Annotated in this window: 16 protein-coding genes; 4 read left to right on the forward strand and 12 right to left on the reverse strand. The window is 44.3% G+C overall.

Features of this window, described 5'->3' with window-relative positions; translation table 11 throughout:
• The gene (locus DPA2511_RS15150; protein ID WP_015854626.1) at window positions 1-1356 is read right to left on the reverse strand and encodes a site-specific integrase; all 1356 of its coding nucleotides are present in this window, start codon (window positions 1354-1356) and stop codon (window positions 1-3) included.
• Window positions 1307-2587: a tyrosine-type recombinase/integrase gene (locus DPA2511_RS15155; RefSeq protein WP_023638425.1), complete on the reverse strand. Its 1281-nt coding sequence runs from the start codon at window positions 2585-2587 to the stop codon at window positions 1307-1309. Before DPA2511_RS15155 ends, DPA2511_RS15150 begins: the two co-directional genes overlap by 50 nt.
• Window positions 2588-2931: 344 nt before the next feature.
• Between DPA2511_RS15155 and DPA2511_RS15160 the strand changes: the two genes are divergently transcribed.
• Entirely contained in the window at window positions 2932-3507 is a 576-nt protein-coding gene (locus DPA2511_RS15160) for a hypothetical protein (protein WP_015854628.1), read from the forward strand.
• Window positions 3508-3540: 33 nt separating this feature from the next.
• On the opposite strand, the gene DPA2511_RS15165 is transcribed toward DPA2511_RS15160, so the two are convergent.
• The 5 genes from DPA2511_RS15165 to DPA2511_RS15180 are packed head-to-tail and all read right to left on the reverse strand — an operon-like array spanning window position 3541 to window position 9479.
• Window positions 3541-5388 (reverse strand): UvrD-helicase domain-containing protein, encoded by a 1848-nt coding sequence (locus tag DPA2511_RS15165; RefSeq protein WP_015854629.1) that lies wholly within the window; start codon window positions 5386-5388, stop codon window positions 3541-3543.
• Window positions 5388-7367, reverse strand: a complete 1980-nt coding sequence (locus DPA2511_RS15170; protein WP_015854630.1) for an ATP-dependent nuclease — start codon at window positions 7365-7367, stop codon at window positions 5388-5390. Before DPA2511_RS15170 ends, DPA2511_RS15165 begins: the two co-directional genes overlap by 1 nt.
• Window positions 7368-7369: 2 nt before the next feature.
• Window positions 7370-7576 carry a hypothetical protein gene (locus DPA2511_RS24270; protein ID WP_226376606.1) on the reverse strand — a complete coding sequence of 69 codons (207 nt, stop codon included), beginning with the start codon at window positions 7574-7576 and terminating at the stop codon, window positions 7370-7372.
• 59 nt (window positions 7577-7635) lie between these two features.
• Window positions 7636-8013 (reverse strand): hypothetical protein, encoded by a 378-nt coding sequence (locus DPA2511_RS24275; protein ID WP_226376607.1) that lies wholly within the window; start codon window positions 8011-8013, stop codon window positions 7636-7638.
• Between the two features lie 2 nt (window positions 8014-8015).
• Window positions 8016-9479, reverse strand: a complete 1464-nt coding sequence (locus DPA2511_RS15180; RefSeq protein WP_015854632.1) for a tyrosine-type recombinase/integrase — start codon at window positions 9477-9479, stop codon at window positions 8016-8018.
• 147 nt (window positions 9480-9626) lie between these two features.
• On the opposite strand from DPA2511_RS15180, the gene mutS reads away from it, so the two are divergent.
• The gene (gene mutS, locus DPA2511_RS15185) at window positions 9627-12191 is read left to right on the forward strand and encodes a DNA mismatch repair protein MutS (RefSeq protein WP_015854633.1); all 2565 of its coding nucleotides are present in this window, start codon (window positions 9627-9629) and stop codon (window positions 12189-12191) included.
• A gap of 84 nt (window positions 12192-12275) precedes the next feature.
• Here the strand turns inward: mutS and DPA2511_RS22450 are convergent, their stop codons facing one another.
• Window positions 12276-12791, reverse strand: a complete 516-nt coding sequence (locus DPA2511_RS22450) for a copper resistance protein NlpE N-terminal domain-containing protein (protein ID WP_015854634.1) — start codon at window positions 12789-12791, stop codon at window positions 12276-12278.
• Window positions 12792-12845: 54 nt separating this feature from the next.
• Complete coding sequence (locus tag DPA2511_RS15195; protein WP_015854635.1) at window positions 12846-13400, reverse strand: YaeQ family protein; 555 nt, start codon at window positions 13398-13400, stop codon at window positions 12846-12848.
• A 297-nt stretch (window positions 13401-13697) separates the two neighbouring features.
• On the opposite strand from DPA2511_RS15195, the gene DPA2511_RS15200 reads away from it, so the two are divergent.
• Together DPA2511_RS15200 and rof are read left to right on the forward strand one after the other, a co-directional pair.
• Complete coding sequence (locus DPA2511_RS15200) at window positions 13698-13898, forward strand: YaeP family protein (protein WP_015854636.1); 201 nt, start codon at window positions 13698-13700, stop codon at window positions 13896-13898.
• Complete coding sequence (gene rof, locus DPA2511_RS15205; RefSeq protein ID WP_015854637.1) at window positions 13885-14145, forward strand: Rho-binding antiterminator; 261 nt, start codon at window positions 13885-13887, stop codon at window positions 14143-14145. Before DPA2511_RS15200 ends, rof begins: the two co-directional genes overlap by 14 nt.
• A 258-nt stretch (window positions 14146-14403) precedes the next feature.
• Here the strand turns inward: rof and tilS are convergent, their stop codons facing one another.
• From tilS to accA, 3 genes are all read right to left on the reverse strand, one after another.
• A complete protein-coding gene (tilS, locus tag DPA2511_RS15210) occupies window positions 14404-15750 on the reverse strand; it encodes a tRNA lysidine(34) synthetase TilS (RefSeq protein ID WP_015854638.1) in 1347 nt (448 codons plus the stop codon).
• Window positions 15740-16129 (reverse strand): VOC family protein, encoded by a 390-nt coding sequence (locus tag DPA2511_RS15215; protein ID WP_015854639.1) that lies wholly within the window; start codon window positions 16127-16129, stop codon window positions 15740-15742. The genes tilS and DPA2511_RS15215 overlap by 11 nt, the downstream gene beginning before the upstream one ends.
• Before the next feature lie 100 nt (window positions 16130-16229).
• Window positions 16230-17189, reverse strand: coding sequence for an acetyl-CoA carboxylase carboxyl transferase subunit alpha (gene accA / locus DPA2511_RS15220; RefSeq protein ID WP_015854640.1), 960 nt, complete (start codon window positions 17187-17189; stop codon window positions 16230-16232).
• Window positions 17190-17191: the final 2 nt, after the last annotated feature.

The raw sequence follows: 17191 nt of genomic DNA on the forward strand, positions 1-17191 counted from the left end.
TTATTCCTCTTCACTGTTAAGAAACTTTATTATTGTGTTGATTTTACTCTCTACACTTGTGAATAAAGCAACCAATAGTTCTACTTCTGATTGTTTTGAATGATTGGATATTAATTGATTAGTTAGTTTTTTTATATTAATCAAATCCTCAATCATTTTGAATGTGATACCCTCACTATCCATTAGAAATGAAGAAGCATAGGGGCTTATTGATTCATTAATTGCTTGTTCTATTCTGAACGAAAACTCCTCGTTATTTTTCGCATAAGATAGTACGGATTTCAAATTTGTATGATCCAGAACTTTAGCTAAAGTACTTAACCCATATCCTCTTTGAGCAAGTCTTGTTGCCAGAGTAATCCTTAACTGTCGGGAGTTTATTGTAGAATTTTTATTACCACTAACTCTACGGTGAACAGATTGCAATCGACTTGTAATTGTCTTTGAACTCATATGCAAGTTTACAAAGTTATTTTCATAAAATTCGTTAATCTTATAACCAGAATTAAAAAAGCTTGGGTCAATAAATAATGGGAGATTATCTAATTCTTCTTTGCTTAATTTATCCTGAGCTTCATTTTGTACAAAAGCTTTAACTATGGCTTTAAGCTCGGATAATGAATCAAATAAATTATCACTAATTTTCAATTCAGTGAAATCAGTTCGAAACTTCCCACCTTGTTTTAATCTCGGAATATTTAAATAATTACCTTCATTTTTAATATAAAGGTCTTTTCTCTTAAGTTGTGCTATCTGCATTGGTCTTCGACCAGTATAAATTAGTAGCATAACCAAAAGATAATCATTCATGGTTATGTTGCCTTCATTATATTCTTTTGTAATACTAAATATTAAGTGCTTCATTTCATTATCAGGCAGTGGCCTTAAGTATTTTTGCCTTTCATTATAGGCCGTAGTTGTCCTGGGTTTTGCGACTTTCCATTTTGAGATTAAATCTATAACCTCTTGTTTTAAGACTTTATTGTGTAACTCATGAAATTTTATTAGAAAGTATTTCATACTTTCTACATGCGTATAGTTTATTTTTAAGAATGTATTGTAGAACCGTTTCAACAAACCACACTCAAACTCTTTCAACTCACCATTATTAAATACAATTAATTTCTTAATGGCAAAGTAGAACTTTCTCGTATAAGCAGAGCTAAAATGTACAGCGGTATATGCAAGAGTTTCTTTTACAAGTGATAATAAAGATAAGTTGATTGTATTTTCTAAATATAACAAATTCAACTTTATGTCTTTACTGAGAACCCAAACATTATCCTTTACATTGAATTCAAATCCGCTATCTTTTACTTTTAATACCGAGAGCTTTTCTAAAATCGATTTCTCCATTCACTCCTCCTTTATTATTATTTATTTTTTCTTCTTTCAGTAAATCTGCTTCCTGGAAAGCCCTGGAAGCCTCTTCGCTTATAAATCTATTATTATAAATCAGAACTGATTTTGAGTTTACTTTCCAACCCATTCTAATGCACCGGATTCTATCTAACTCGTTTAATTTATATGGGTCTGTTACACCTATATACTTTAAGCTGTATATATAGTTCCATGTATGTCGTAAACAATGTCCAGTGAAGTGACTGAAAGAGCTTCCTTCATATTCAATTTCTTTTATTTTTCTCATAATTTTGTTATATGCACTTATGGTTAATGGTAATCCCTCTGTAACTCCGGATTTGTGAGTAACTAATATATAATCATGATTCTTACATTTAGCATGATATGATCTCTCACCTTCAATATATGAACTTATCTGCATACATAACCTTTCACTGATATTAATCTCTCTCTCAACCGTTTTTACGAGTGGTTGAAATACTCTGGGATCTTCTGGGTCATTTATTCTTTTTGATATTTTCAGATATCTTTGCTTTCTTTTAAAATCTGATATCTTTAAGTTTAAAAGCTCCCCTCCTCGCATTCCAGTTTCATAAAGTATTAATATAGCAAGTTGATTTCTTTTCCGACAATTCCTCTCAAATGGATTGTATTCGCTTTCAGGACTGACACATTCCAGTAGAGCTTCTACAGTTTCTTTTTCTAAAGATTTGAAATTATCGCTCATATAAGAATATGAAGTTATCTTAGGTTTATGCTTTTGAAAGTTGGATTTAATGAATTTTAGCAATGAATTTGTTTCATACACAGAACCTCTATAAAACGAATCATAAATCCATGATATATAGTCGCTAATAACTGTAAGTCGATAATGTAGATTTTCTTCGTTAACCTTTTTGTATGTCACCATATCAATTATTTTACGTTTCTTCCTTTTCACTCTAAGAAACTCTGATAATGAATATAACTCTGTATAGCTTAAAAAAGTCTTGTTACTTACTCTTTCGAGTATACTTATATTTTCCTTAATCAAGTATTTTTCAAAAAGGATCAAAACATAGGCGTTTCTCAATATAGTATTGAACGACTTATTTTTCTGTCGCCCAAGCAAACCAAGATATATATTTTGATAGTATAACGGCAGGCCAGAGTTTGAATTTAATATCATACAAAATCTTTCTCCCCCTTTCGTCATTATCTTTTTAACTAAATATTCACTCTTCATTGTTACCCCATAATTTATTTTTATTTATAGGTAACATAATTTTTTAGCAAGTTACAAATTTATTTTTCATTATTTTCAACAACCTTATTAATTGCGGCTCCAATAACGAATCGGCCATATATTCACCTTAAGGTGAATATATAGTCCCCTATATTTACCTTAGTTAGTAACTTATTGATATAAAATGAATAATAGAAAAGTGTAATTTGTTTTGTAAAGTACAAATCAGGAATTAGTAAATATTGAAATGTACGGTGTACGAAAATTTAAACAACTATGTTAATGGACACTATATGATGTTAAAATCACTGATCTAACGAGCTATATTATATGGGCAATGTTTCATGGGACGAAAAACTTCTGCATTTTTAAAGTTAATAGGAGTTATAGGTTCTTTATGCGGGATTATTGCGACAGCATTCGCAATCTATGCGCACTACAACCCGACCTCCCCTTCTACTCAGAGATATGACAGCATTGTAGGAAGCTGGCTATCTGATTACTCTTACACTGTAAAAGGTAATACCGTTAGGGTTAATGGAAAAACGACCTTCTTCTCTAATGGAAAATACAACTTTCATGGCAGTATCTCTATTGACTCTTATGCTCCAGGTGATCATATATTCATAGACTATCTTTCTGACGGTGCTGGTGATTGGCAACTATATGATAATGAGTTAATTACATCATTAAATAGCTTAAAAACAAAACCCATGAAGCTGGTTTTAAATAACAAAGATCTTGATCCACTGAAAATAGAGGTGGTAAACAATAAAAAGTTACCAACTATTGAGGAGAGTATGGCAGATGGGAAAAACCAAGCCTATAAAATAATTCAAACCACAAAGAGTCAGTTAACACTGGAAGTTATTAACGAAATAGGAAACAATTTTAAGTTTAACATGCACAAAGCAAACTAAGTCTGATGGCGATATAAAATCGCCATCCCATGATTAATCTTTATAAATCTCAGCTTCAAGACCACAATAGGTTAGCATATCCGTTATCAATGGGATCTCAGAAAAATTTTGTGAACATACTTCATCCCACCAGTTAGCTCTTTTTGCACAGCGAGTTAATATGACCTCTTCAATCGCTCGTGAAAATGCCACAAAGACTGTTTTTTGATTTTCTATCTGCTCTTCTTCATCGCCAAAATACGCACCAGGTTCAAGACCTACGACGATGACTTTTTTAAACTCCAAACCTTTACTTTTATGAATCGTCATAAGTGGTATCGTTTTATTTCCGAGTAACATATCAATAGCTGCTAATTTATTATCTTTGATACCTAAAGTTTCCAGATGTTGTGAAAGAGAATTAATAGTATAGTCCAAGCCATTTCCATTTATATATTGTGGGAAGTAAGACTTGATCTCATCGATACCAAATATACTTATTAATCCATATATATAATCAACAACATTTCCATTGATGTCCTTGTTCGATTTTATAAAACGACTAAGCTCTTTTTCCAAACGAGTAATATCTCTGCTTTTATTTACCCCTCTTATGTTGCATAAAAGTTCCATTGTAGAATTCCAGCCTTCAATAGACTTTTTATCGCAGGTAAACATTAGCATTTTTAAGATTAACTGAACTATTGCTTCATTGAGTAATTCCTGATAGGTATTCTCGATGCGGCACTTTATATCCAAGTCTTGTAGAGATGAGATGATTTTATCCGTGTAATGTTTAGACGGATTTCTGAATAAGATACATATTTCTCTTTCATCAACCCCTTTTTCAATCCATTTTTGGATACATAATGCTATGTATGCCCCTTCTATATTGCTTTCATCAAATTGTATTAACTTTGCTGAACCTTCATTCTCGATTAACTCCATCTCAGGTTTGTTATCAGCATGATTCATGAATGCCTCCATCATGCGTTGATAACTTATAAGATTTTTCAGCGATCTTCTATTACTTAATAATTCATTATGATGTTCAATCGCAAAGTCATTTTTAAAAATCTCAAATGCACTATGCAATGCTCCCGCCCATCCCATTATTCTTTGTTTAGTATCACCTACAGCTGTTATTTTTATTTTTTTATCTAAAAAAATACTTTTGAAAATTTCGTATTGTTGATAAGTAGTATCTTGAAACTCATCAATGAAAGCATATTCGTAAGTCGAATTAATAGCATTTGAAAGGAACTTATTGTTTCTTATGATATAATTCGCAAGGAAGTTTATCATTTTAAACGAAACTTTGGATTTTCCCTCCAATAAACGATACCAAACAAATCGTTTAATACGAGCATCTACCGAATGCTCTTCACCCTTTTTATAAGGCCTAACAATATAATTATTTTCGAAATTGTTATGTTTTAATTTCTTAAGTTCCTCCGCAGTTAGTCCCTCAAAACCAACGGCATCTCGTTTAACCTCTTCTACGAATTTTTTATTTTCAGGAAAATATATTTCATAATCATCTGAAGGCCGATACGCCACTGGAAGTGTACTCTTAAATCTATCTACAATGCTTTTACAAAATGCATCGAATGTCGTTGACTCAAACTTTTGTCTATATTTCAAGTCAAGTCGTGAGTTAACTCGATCTTGAAGATTTTGCGCAGCATCTTTTTTAAAGGACAATGCAATTATTCTTTTATCCCTGCACTTTCCTGTCTCAATTAAGAAACATGCTTTCTGAGCTAATAACTCGGTTTTACCTGCACCGGGACCAGCAAGAACAAGATTATGTTCTGTGCTATTCCGTATTACTTTCATAGCCTCGTCTTCTACTTCTTGGATGTCTTTTAGAACCCAATCATCATCTTTTATTATTGGCATCACAGAAGACCTCTTACTGTTTCGATAAGTTCATTGAGAACTTCAGGACTGTTATCTCTTAACTTATCGTCTTCCATTTTTGATAGAACATAATTATGCGATAATGGCTTACCTCTTCCTAAAAATAAGTAGCGGTACCAAAAGTACTTCTCGAAGTCATCAAACTTACTAATATCAATATCTTTTTCTTCTTTTTTCAAAACTGAAGCTATTGCAGCTTTAACTTTCTTGTTATATTCAGGATCATCATCCTTTGGCAATCTTGGTCCTCCATTTTCAGGTGCAAATTTTTTGTAATCCTCAAAGAATTCATTTAGCATTAGCCAATCTAAATCATAAGGGAAGGAAAAGTACACACCATATTCCTTTAACGACTCTATCCATGCAATTTCTTCATCCCTATCTTCATCCCATGAATGCATTACTTCTAAATCTTCGTCAGACAAAACCCCATCACTCATTTTAAGCAATATATTCTTGTCTACTCCAATTGAAATAAGTTGTTTTACCGCGTATTTAATCCTTCCCCAACCTCCACCCCCTCTCCTGAAATCATAATCGAGAAGAGTTACATGAGGAATTGAAAGCTCATTTAGAAGTTTCCAAAAATGATTAACATATCGACCACCCAATGGTGCAAATGTTATTAATGAAGTGTCAATCTCTATTCCATTTACTTGTGCTATTTTAGGAATGACGATCTCTTCACTATCACCTTCACCAAGTATAACAACTTTTGCAAAATAAATTTCCGGATATGCTTTTACAGCTTCCTTAACATATGTAAAAGTATCAACATTCTCGGCATCATCTTTATCTTCCCTTGGTAATAATATTTCTTTGACAATTGTATTTTTATTATCATGAAGACGGAAATATCTTATATTCTCTGGCTCCACCCTATTAAGTAAAGATGGTGCATGTGTAGTCAAAACTACCTGTGCCCGATCATTCTCTGATATCTCTTCACACAGTTTAACTATCCTTCCTAAATATTGAGGTGAAAGGTGGTTTTCAGGTTCTTCTATTAATATTATAGTTAGATTTGGGGGGGCTAATGCTTCTACTGATATTGATAACTGTTTCCCATCAGAATTGATTATCTCATCTTCAATGTCAAACGCAGATTTGACTAAAGATAAATAAAATAATGATTTCATACCATCACTCAATCTTTCAGTTGGTAATGGTTGTGTATCTGGACTGGGTAAAAAGACAGTGTCGATATGTTTTAATACATCTTCAATTCCATTCACTACTGGCTTAATTTGAAGCTTTTCAAAGTAACCCCCAGTGAAGAGGGTTTTCCAATTTCTACCTAATGACGATGTTATCGTCTGAACCCCAACTTCTTCTTGGAACTGGTTTCCGATTGATACAGCAACCTCATCAACTGTTGACGCCATTTGATCAGACCATTCAACTGCATTTATCAGACGGTGCATGATGGTTCCGGCTGTTTGCTTCAGTTGTTGGGCAGGATCTCGGTATGCAGGGACATAATGAACATGAATTTTCGATCTTTCATATGCTGTTATATTTTTTTCATACTCCCCGATTTCCCACACTAGGTCGCTTTCTATATCTCCTTCTGCAAGGTTAGTCTTTGTCCATTTTGCTTTTAATTTTGCAGTACAGTATGGGATCTCTGCCGCTTCACTTGAAACTAAATGCTTAAAGAAATCTGCAACTGTATTGTCCTCACCATCTTCCAAATCTGCGAATTCGAATTTTACACGAACTGATAGCTCTCTTTCATCTTGAGTATCGATTTCATCCCCAGGAGGAACATAAAAATCATCAACTTGAATAATTCTATCGGAGCTTTTGACGCCAAACATTCTTGTTAATGCGAGTAAAACTGCCGTTTTCCCTGTTCCGTTCCCTCCAATTAAGCTGGTGAATGAATTTATATTTATAGTTTGCCCTACATTATCAAAGCTCTTAAAACCTTTGATCTCCATTTGTGTAATTTTCATTATCACCTCAATTGCTGTTTTAAAAAATCATAATCGCTAATTATTTCTGCATTTGTAATAATTTCTTCTGCGCACAACTTAAAACATTTTAAGAATATATTTTTATCATCTTTATGTTCCCAATGTTTCTTTAAAGCTTCTTCAATTGAAATCCAAATAACTTGCAAACCGTTATTAGATAATTCACCTGTTAAAACTGTTTCTTCCACACAGAGTATATGCCCTAAGATAACATCATCGTATATCTCAGTTTCTGATTTGCTAACTCCTAACCGTTTAATTTTCTTTTTTGAATAATTTTACTTCTGACGATAAAAGGATGTTCTTCTATAAAGTCGGTCAATGATGTAAAAGCCAAACCACGAACCTGAGCACCATGCATTGAACTACTTACTTTATGGATATCTCTCCAAACTCGCAGATCACCTAATACATAGAGAACCCGCTGATTTCTCGCTTTCGTATCTTCTGCTTGGTATTGGATATAAGGTGGTCCTCCCCCATTTTGTCTATATCGGGCAAGGGTTTTGATGCTTATGCCAAGAAAGACAGAAGCAAGCTCACTATTTACAGTGGCAGAATCAGGCATTTGACCAAATAGTTTCCATACCTCTGAATACTCCCGCAAAACTTCCACCACACTCATCTTCACTCCCTCGTTTCAGGTAATGGAGGATACTTAGCCGAAGCAAGTAACACATTGTATAATTTAGGAGCAGTCATAAGCATATGCAACTCAATCCTTTGTAATGCTTCAAAAATCCGTTCTTGATCAGGTTCTGCATACCTTTCTGTTGGATCTGTTGTATTTCTGTGATTGAGCAATCTCTTAACGACGGCATATGAAACAAGTTCTTCAGCAACCCTACCAAATGTCCTTCGTAGATCATGCATACCAAGCTTCAGGATTCCCGCCTCTTGGCAGATATATTCTCTTAGACTTTTGCTATCGGAATAGTGACCAACTTTACTTCGAGAAGAACGGGCCGGGAAAACCCACTTCTGTTTGTCCTTCCGGGTTCCCGTATCGTTTACTATGTCTCTTCTATCTTCCAAAATTCTTTTGACGGCATCACAAATCGGAAGCTCGTGATCGTTTCGATTCTTAGTGTCGTAAAAACGGATAGTTCTGTTACTCAGGTCAACATAGCTTGTCGTTTTTGCTTCTTCATTGGTTAGAGCTTCCCTCCAACATAAAGATGCTGTTTCTTCCTTACGAGCACCTAAGAGAACGGTGAGTAGCAGATAATCGCACCCAAGGCGGTTGAAGCTTCTCTTATTATGTAATGCAGTCAAGAACCGACCAAGTGTATCTTTCGGAGAAAGTGGGTTTCGAACACCTTTCGCACGATAGCTATCCTCAAGCTCAGAACGAGTCCTAAACTTCTTCTGAACTTTCAAGATAGAGAATGGATTGTAGGACAAGGAGGGTTGTCGTTGCTGGGTCTGGGCATTGCTGGCTTCAATTTCGATTGCATGTCTGACAGCAACATTGATCCACCTAAAGGTCTGTTCCGCTGCTGTTCTAGCTCTTGAAGCAATCTCATCAAACTTCCGAAGAATTTCATTACCAGTAAGATCTTTAACTCGCAAACCAGCCCACTCAGAAAGCCTGTTTTCTGCTTTATCTAATACAGCCAAGGTGTTGGGTTTAGCTGGTTTCGCTCTACCCAGCAGATGCTGGCGGTATTGAGCAAACACTTCACTGATAGTGAGTTCAGAAGCATCGGACTCCCGTTTTATCTTGTTAGGATTCCTTTTGGTCAACTTCATGGTTTGAACTAAATTGCGAGCAACCTCGCGGGCTTGATCGATGTTAGCGAAATCAGAGACATTGCCAATTGTAGACCTGATAACCTCCGATGGAGATTTCCCCCCTGTCTTAGGGCGATTGCCAGGAGAAGACACTCGTCGCTGAACGATATAGGTCTTTTTCGTTGCACTGATTTTGACACCGAAACCGACTGGTGAATCACGATGGCTGTCAGTGATAAGATAAGGTTTTCTATCTATGTTGGGTAAGTACACTACTCGCCCATCTTGATCGAGACTTGGTTTGACGTCGATAGATAACTTATTGATTATAATCGACTGATTGAGTGTCATTTTCATCGATGTATACCAGCAGTTCAAGTGTGTATACCAGATAGTAGCTAGAATACTTCTGGTATACAAATTTAACGATTCACATGGGTTTTAAAGGGTTTCACATGGGGCCACCTGAGTACCCAAAAGACTTAAAAAACGAGTAAAATCAATATGAATGAGTCTATTGACAAGGATCTATCAGACCACACGCCGATGATGCAGCAGTACCTAAAGCTGAAGGCGCAGCATCCTGACATTCTGCTGTTCTATCGTATGGGAGACTTTTACGAGCTGTTTTACGACGATGCAAAACGCGCCTCGCAGCTGATGGATATCTCGTTGACCAAGCGCGGCGCATCGGCGGGTGAACCGATCCCGATGGCGGGCGTTCCGCACCACGCGGTGGAAAACTACCTGGCAAAACTGGTTAGCCTTGGCGAATCCGTAGCGATTTGCGAACAGATCGGCGATCCCGCCACCAGCAAAGGGCCGGTTGAGCGCAAAGTCGTCCGCATCGTCACGCCCGGCACCATCAGCGATGAAGCATTGCTGCAGGAAAAACAGGACAACCTGCTGGCCGCCATCTGGCAGGACGGCAAAGGGTTCGGTTACGCCACGCTGGATATCAGCTCCGGCCGTTTCCAATTGGCGGAGCCCGCCGATCGGGAAACCATGGCGGCGGAACTGCAACGCACCAATCCGGCCGAACTGCTGTACCCGGAAAACTTCGAGGCCATGCCGCTCATTGAGCATCGGCATGGCCTGCGCCGCCGCCCACTCTGGGAATTCGAGCTGGATACCGCCCGGCAGCAGCTGAATCTTCAGTTCGGGACCCGCGATCTCACCGGTTTCGGCGTTGAACAGTCCCGAATGGGGCTGCGGGCAGCCGGGTGCCTGTTGCAATACGCCAAAGACACGCAGCGTACCTCTTTGCCGCATATCCGCAGCATCACCATGGAGCGGCAACAGGATGGCATCATCATGGATGCCGCCACCCGGCGTAATCTGGAACTGACGCAAAATCTTTCCGGCGGTACGGAGAATACATTGGCGGCAGTGCTGGATCGCACTGTCACACCGATGGGCAGCCGTATGCTGAAACGCTGGTTGCATATGCCGGTTCGCGATGCCCACTTGCTGATGCAACGCCAACAGGCAGTGGGCGCCTTGCAGGATATCGCCCATGAGCTACAGCCTTTCTTGCGCCAGATCGGCGATTTGGAACGTATCCTCGCCCGGTTGGCGCTACGAACCGCCCGCCCACGCGATCTAGCCAGAATGCGCCACGCCTTCCAGCAACTGCCGGATATCCATGCCCTGCTGGCCAGGGTAGACGTCGACTTCATCCGACAACGGGATGCCCAAATCGGCCAGTTTGATGACCTGCGCGCCCTGCTGGAGCGCGCCATCATCGAGTCCCCGCCGGTACTGGTTCGCGACGGCGGCGTCATCGCCAGCGGCTACAACGAGGAACTGGACGAATGGCGGCGACTGGCGGACGGCGCCAGTGACTATCTGGATAAACTGGAAATCCGCGAACGCGAACGGCTGGGCATAGATACGCTGAAAGTCGGCTTCAACGGCGTTCATGGATACTATATCCAGGTGAGTCGCGGCCAAAGCCACCTGGTACCCATGAATTACGTCCGCCGCCAGACATTGAAAAATGCGGAACGCTACATTATTCCGGAGCTGAAGGAATATGAGGACAAGGTTCTGACGTCTAAAGGCAAGGCTCTGGCGTTGGAGAAAGCGCTTTATGACGAGTTGTTCGATCTGCTGCTGCCGCACTTGGCCGAATTGCAGCAAAGCGCCAGCGCGTTGGCGGAGCTTGATGTACTCGCCAATCTGGCCGAACGCGCTGATACGCTGAATTACGTTTGCCCAACCTTAAGCGACAAACCCGGCATCAGAATCACCGGCGGCCGTCATCCGGTGGTGGAGCAGGTACTTAGCGAACCGTTCATCGCCAACCCGCTGTCGCTGTCGCCGCAACGTCGCCTGCTGATCATCACCGGCCCTAACATGGGCGGCAAAAGCACCTATATGCGTCAGGCAGCGTTGATCGTACTGATGGCGCATATCGGCAGCTACGTCCCAGCCGAACAGGCAAGCATCGGCCCGGTAGATCGCATATTCACCCGTGTCGGCGCCGCCGACGATCTGGCATCTGGACGCTCTACATTCATGGTGGAAATGACGGAAACCGCCAATATTCTGCATAACGCCACAGAACACAGCCTGGTGCTGATGGATGAAATCGGGCGCGGTACATCCACCTACGACGGCCTGTCGCTGGCCTGGGCCTGTGCGGAAACGCTGGCCAACAAAATCAAGGCGATGACGCTGTTCGCCACCCACTATTTTGAACTCACCAATTTGCCGGAAAAGATGGAAGGCGTGGTCAACATCCACCTGGATGCGTTGGAACACGGCGAAACCATTGCGTTTATGCACAGCGTGCAGGACGGTGCGGCCAGTAAGAGTTATGGTCTGGCGGTCGCCGCGCTGGCCGGCGTGCCCAAAGACGTCATCAAGCGGGCCCGTCAAAAACTGAAGGAGTTGGAATCTCTCGCCGGCCATGCTTCCAGCAGTCATGTGGACGGTTCACAACTGGCGTTGCTCAGCCCTGAAGAACCGTCGCCGGCGGTTGAAGCGCTGGAATCCATTGACCCGGACAGCCTGACGCCGCGCCAAGCGCTGGAATGGCTCTATAAGCTGAAAAATATGCTGTAACTAGCACGGAAGCCGTGTCAGGCGAGGCACCGCTGTTTTCGCCAGATACGGCCGGATAAAAGGCCCGGCGGATAAACCGCCGGTTCAGACGCGGCGTGCCGCCGGTTCGAGTCCGGCGTCACGACGAACATGAAGTGCAAATGTCTTCATGATGCGGCTATCGCAGCCGATTGCTACGCCGTGCCAGGATACGGGGGTGGTCATGAAATCGACCGCAAACAGACGATAACGGTGATCAGATAGCGGGTTTTTATCCTGCCCCAGCGCTTCCAGGTAGGCATCTCTGGCACGGAAGTAATGTTTATCGCCGTGATTGTCGGTCAATATGAGCTGTTCGGCGGTACGGCGCCAGCGGCCGGACTCTTCGGCCATCACCTGGCCGCCAGTGCGATCACGATAGGACTCCTGCATGACGAAACTGCCGTCTGCATCCAGAAACAACGCGGCTTCGATATCGCCGCACGCACCGCAGGGAAGTTTACCGCGATAGTGCTGGGCCATTGGCCTCAGTTGCTCTTCCTTCCCTTTGGGCGAAGAATGGCAGCCGATTAATCCCGATAGTGCGACAATCAACACGCCCCCAGTGATCCATTGCTTCATCCATTCCTCTCCTGCGTCGAGTCGGCTCGACATAACGTTGCACAACGAGTGCCATCATCCTTGATGAATGGCAGTTTTCCAGTCGTCAAAAGCGAGTTCCAGATTATTCTTATCATCGGAAAACCAGATCGTTCCTTCCTGCAGCGTGGCTTGCAGCGTCATATTACGAGTCGCCAGAGAGGCCAGCAGACCCAGTTGCCGATCATCCAAAAAGCGGATGGTCAGATTACGCAGAGGAGCGACTTTGTCAGCGATGTTTTGCCACCAGACTCGAGCCGCCCGCTCACCATAGGCATACAGCACGACGGTAGGCGCAAGGCTGCAGGCTTTTTTCAACCGTTTTTCATCCGGTAGCCCCAGTTCGATCCACAGTTGCAGTTGTTGCGCATCGTCATGCAACCAGATTTCCGGTTCATCATCGGCACACAACCCCTTGGTGAAACGTAAACGTTCATCGGCGTGACATACCCATGCCAACAAACGGAGCATCATCCGCTGATCGGTTTCCGAAGGATGCTGGGCGATGGTCAAGCTGGCATCATGAAAAAAAGATCGGTCCATATCCGCAATGTTAACGCTCGCTTTGTAAACCGTTGCTTTCAATGCCATGTTTTCCCCCTTTCGACAGACGCGACAGTGTACCCGAAGCGCGCGATGCCACCCAACGCATTCCATGGCAAAACACCATTCCGTCTGCGCAGACTGTTTATGTCTGAACCGAGGACGCCCTCACAATCAATACCATAAGCACGGAATATGGCGCTTGCATATGCTGATAACCCGTAATGGCCTGTGCTATAGTCGAAAATAGAATTAGAGTTTATCTTCGTAGATTTATATTCTCGGCCACGATAACGACGACAAACGCATGAATGTCTACCGGGCTAAGCTCTAAGGGAGGATATTGTGCAACAATACAGTGAATTAGTACGCCGTCTTTATGCGGAGATCGCCAGCGGTGATCTGGGTTTCATACCCGACGCTCTGGGTTGTGTATTGAGAACCCTGGATGGCATTGCCGCCGACAGCGAATTGCCATCCTCTGTCAGGGAACAAGCGGCTTATGCCGCTGCTAACTTATTGGTGAGCGATTATGTCAATGAGTAATGAATATCAACCCATCAATTGTGATGACTACGATAATCTGGAAGCCACTTGCCAGCAGAAGCTGACGCTGACCGTTGAATTGCGCGACGGGGAGGTCGTCGTCGGAACTGCCAGCGATATGATCTCTCGAAAAAGTGTTGAATATCTGGTGATTGAAGCCTCGGGAAAAACTCGTGAACTTCGCCTTGACCATATACTGAGCTTCAGCCATCCCGAAATCGGCAAAGTTGTGGTGAGCGAATCCTGACGGAATTCTGCCCGGTAAATGCAGCCAAACGGACAACCCAGGTTGTCCGTTTTTTTATTGCCGACGGAAAACCGCGTCCAGGCGACATGAACACACACCGGTTTGGTGCTCTCTTACCCGATCCTTACGCTTTCAAACTTCCGGAACAGTAGAAACGGGCAGTGAAAGAACCGGGCGGCAACAGAGCAAACGTCGTCGCAATCCCTTTCAAAGAAACACATCCATCCGAGATGGCATACCGGCGCGACCGACATTGGGCTATTCATCGCCCTCCCCCGGTAAATGCCAGTCAACATACCAGCCACCACTCTCTGATTCTGGTTGCCCGGCCTGGGTCACAAAACGCCCGAGCGCGGCGATCAGCACATCGTTGTAGAAAATCATCGGCGTTCTGTCACGAAGCCAGGGCGGCACGCCCAATTCCTGCCACAACTTCTTGATATGACGCCCATGCTGGCGCCCGACAATATGCACGTCGCCGGAAGCACTGAATCTCACCGTCACCGTTTCATGGCGTTGTGGACGACGGATACAGGCGCCGGTTTTCTCAGACGACAACCGTAATTCTCCCAAGCCATCAGGCAACGGCAATGCCCCGATTTCCGGCTGCCACGCCAGAACACACGCCTTCACCGAGTTCATTACCGGCAAAAGGTACAAATCGCCCCGGAATCGCCGTACTTGCCAACGCCCCAATAGGAGCGATGGTTCAGCGTCCTCCCGGCAGCAGGCGACTTCCAGCCACAAACGCGACAGTTGATCCCGCGCGGGCATTTTCGCCCCACGCGACGCCAGCCAGCGACGTAGCAACGCGAAACGACGCGCCGGGCTCAATGGGCGTAAAGCACCGATAGCCAACCCGCCTTGCGGATTGCACATCCCCGCCAAAGCCTCCGCCAGCAGTTCATCCAACAATTGTTCCTGCTCCGCGCACAGTTCGGCGCTGCGCGCCACGGCGGACGGAAAGTGCGGCCATCGCTGTTTCAACAAGGGAAGGATCCGCAGACGAAGGAAATTGCGATCAAATCGCTCATCGCTATTGCTGTCATCTTCAATCCAACGCAATTGGTGTGTGTTGGCATAGCACGCCAGTTGCTCGCGCGACATGTTCAGCAAAGGCCGCCGTTGTCTGAACGCTCCGCTTGCCGAAAACGCCGCCATGCTGGCGAGCCCGGCAGGGCCGCTGCCCCGCTTGAGTGCCAGCAGGAATGTCTCGCTCTGATCGTCTTGATGCTGCGCCGTCAGCAAGGTTTCCTGCGGTTGCAGCGACGTCCTCAGGGCGGCATAGCGCGCCTCGCGAGCGGAGGCTTCAATACCGCCACGCCGCGCATCAACGTGGACGGTCAACACCTCAAACGGAATCCGCCATAACTGGCATTGGCGACGACAGTGGTCAGCCCAGGCATCCGCACGCGGATTAAGCCCGTGATGAACGTAAGCGGCCCGCACCTCAATCGGCAATTGCTGTTGCAAGCGCATCATCAGATGCAGCAGTACGCAGGAATCCAGCCCACCGCTGTATGCCACCAAAAAACGGCTATCGGCGTCGATCTGCCGGCGCAACAACGCCAGGAGATCGTTTTCCGGCACATGTTCAGCGCTCATAAAGTTCCAGGGGTAATCCATCAGGATCGGCGAAAAAGGTAAAACGACGCCCGGTTATCTCATCAGTGCGAACCGGCTCGCAATCCACGCCCGCGGCATTCAGTTCGGCCACCGCTTGCCCGATATCCTCCACCGCAAACGCCAAATGCCGCAGACCGCAAGCTTCCGGACGACTCACCCGCGCAGGTGGAGCAGGGAAGGAAAACAGCTCAATCAGATAACGATCATTGAGCGACAGATCGCCTTTCCAGGAGTCTCTGGCCGAACGATAGATTTCATTGATCAGAGTAAAACCCAATACGTCGCAATAAAAACGCTTACTTCGGACGTAATCGGAAGCGATGATCGCTATATGGTGGATATCCTGCAGTTTCAACATGGGTGTCAATCCGGGACAGATCAGACCGCCATCATAACAAAAAAGCCCGCTATCGTTGCCAATAGCGGACTTTCCGGACAAGCATTATGTGGTCTAACGATCAACAGTAGCCGTAGTTCATCAAACGCTGATAGCGACGGTTGAGCAATTCGTGTTCACTCAGCGTGTCCAGTTCAGCGAGATCCGACAACAGTTGAGATTTCAGCGAGGCGGCCATCGCTTCCACATCACGGTGGGCCGAGCCCAGCGGTTCGGGAATCACTGCGTCGATCAGTTGCAGCTCTTTCAGGCGCGGTGCCGTAATCCCCATGGCGTCAGCCGCCAGCGGCGCCTTGTCCGCACTCTTCCACAGAATGGATGCGCAACCTTCCGGCGAAATCACGGAATACGTGCTGTACTGCAACATGTTGACCTTGTCGCCCACGCCAATCGCCAGCGCGCCGCCAGAACCGCCTTCGCCGATCACGGTGCAAACAATCGGTACGCTCAGCCCAGACATTTCACGCAGGTTGCGGGCAATAGCCTCGGACTGCCCGCGCTCTTCCGCGCCTACGCCCGGATAGGCTCCCGGCGTGTCGATGAAGGTGATGATCGGCATTTTGAAACGTTCAGCCATTTCCATCAGCCGCAGCGCCTTACGGTAGCCTTCCGGCGCCGGCATGCCGAAATTACGGCGAATCTTTTCTTTGGTTTCACGGCCTTTCTGATGGCCGATGATCATCACCGGACGCCCATCCAGCCGGGCGATGCCCCCAACGATCGCTTTGTCGTCGGCAAAGGCGCGATCCCCCGCCAGCTCGTCAAAATCGGTGAAGATGTGCTGCACATAATCCAACGTATAAGGACGCAACGGGTGGCGCGCTAACTGGGCGACTTGCCATGCCCCGAGGTCGGAGAAGATTTTGCGCGTCAGTTCTACGCTTTTCTCTCGCAGACGCTTTATTTCCTCGTCCAGATTAATATCTAATTTTTCGTCCTGGCGGCTAACTGAGGTCAGGGAATCAATCTTCGCTTCCAACTCTGCAATCGGCTGCTCAAAATCAAGAAAATTCAGACTCATAG

It is taken from the genome of Musicola paradisiaca NCPPB 2511 (genome assembly GCF_000400505.1).
Classification (GTDB): Bacteria; Pseudomonadota; Gammaproteobacteria; order Enterobacterales; family Enterobacteriaceae; genus Musicola; species Musicola paradisiaca.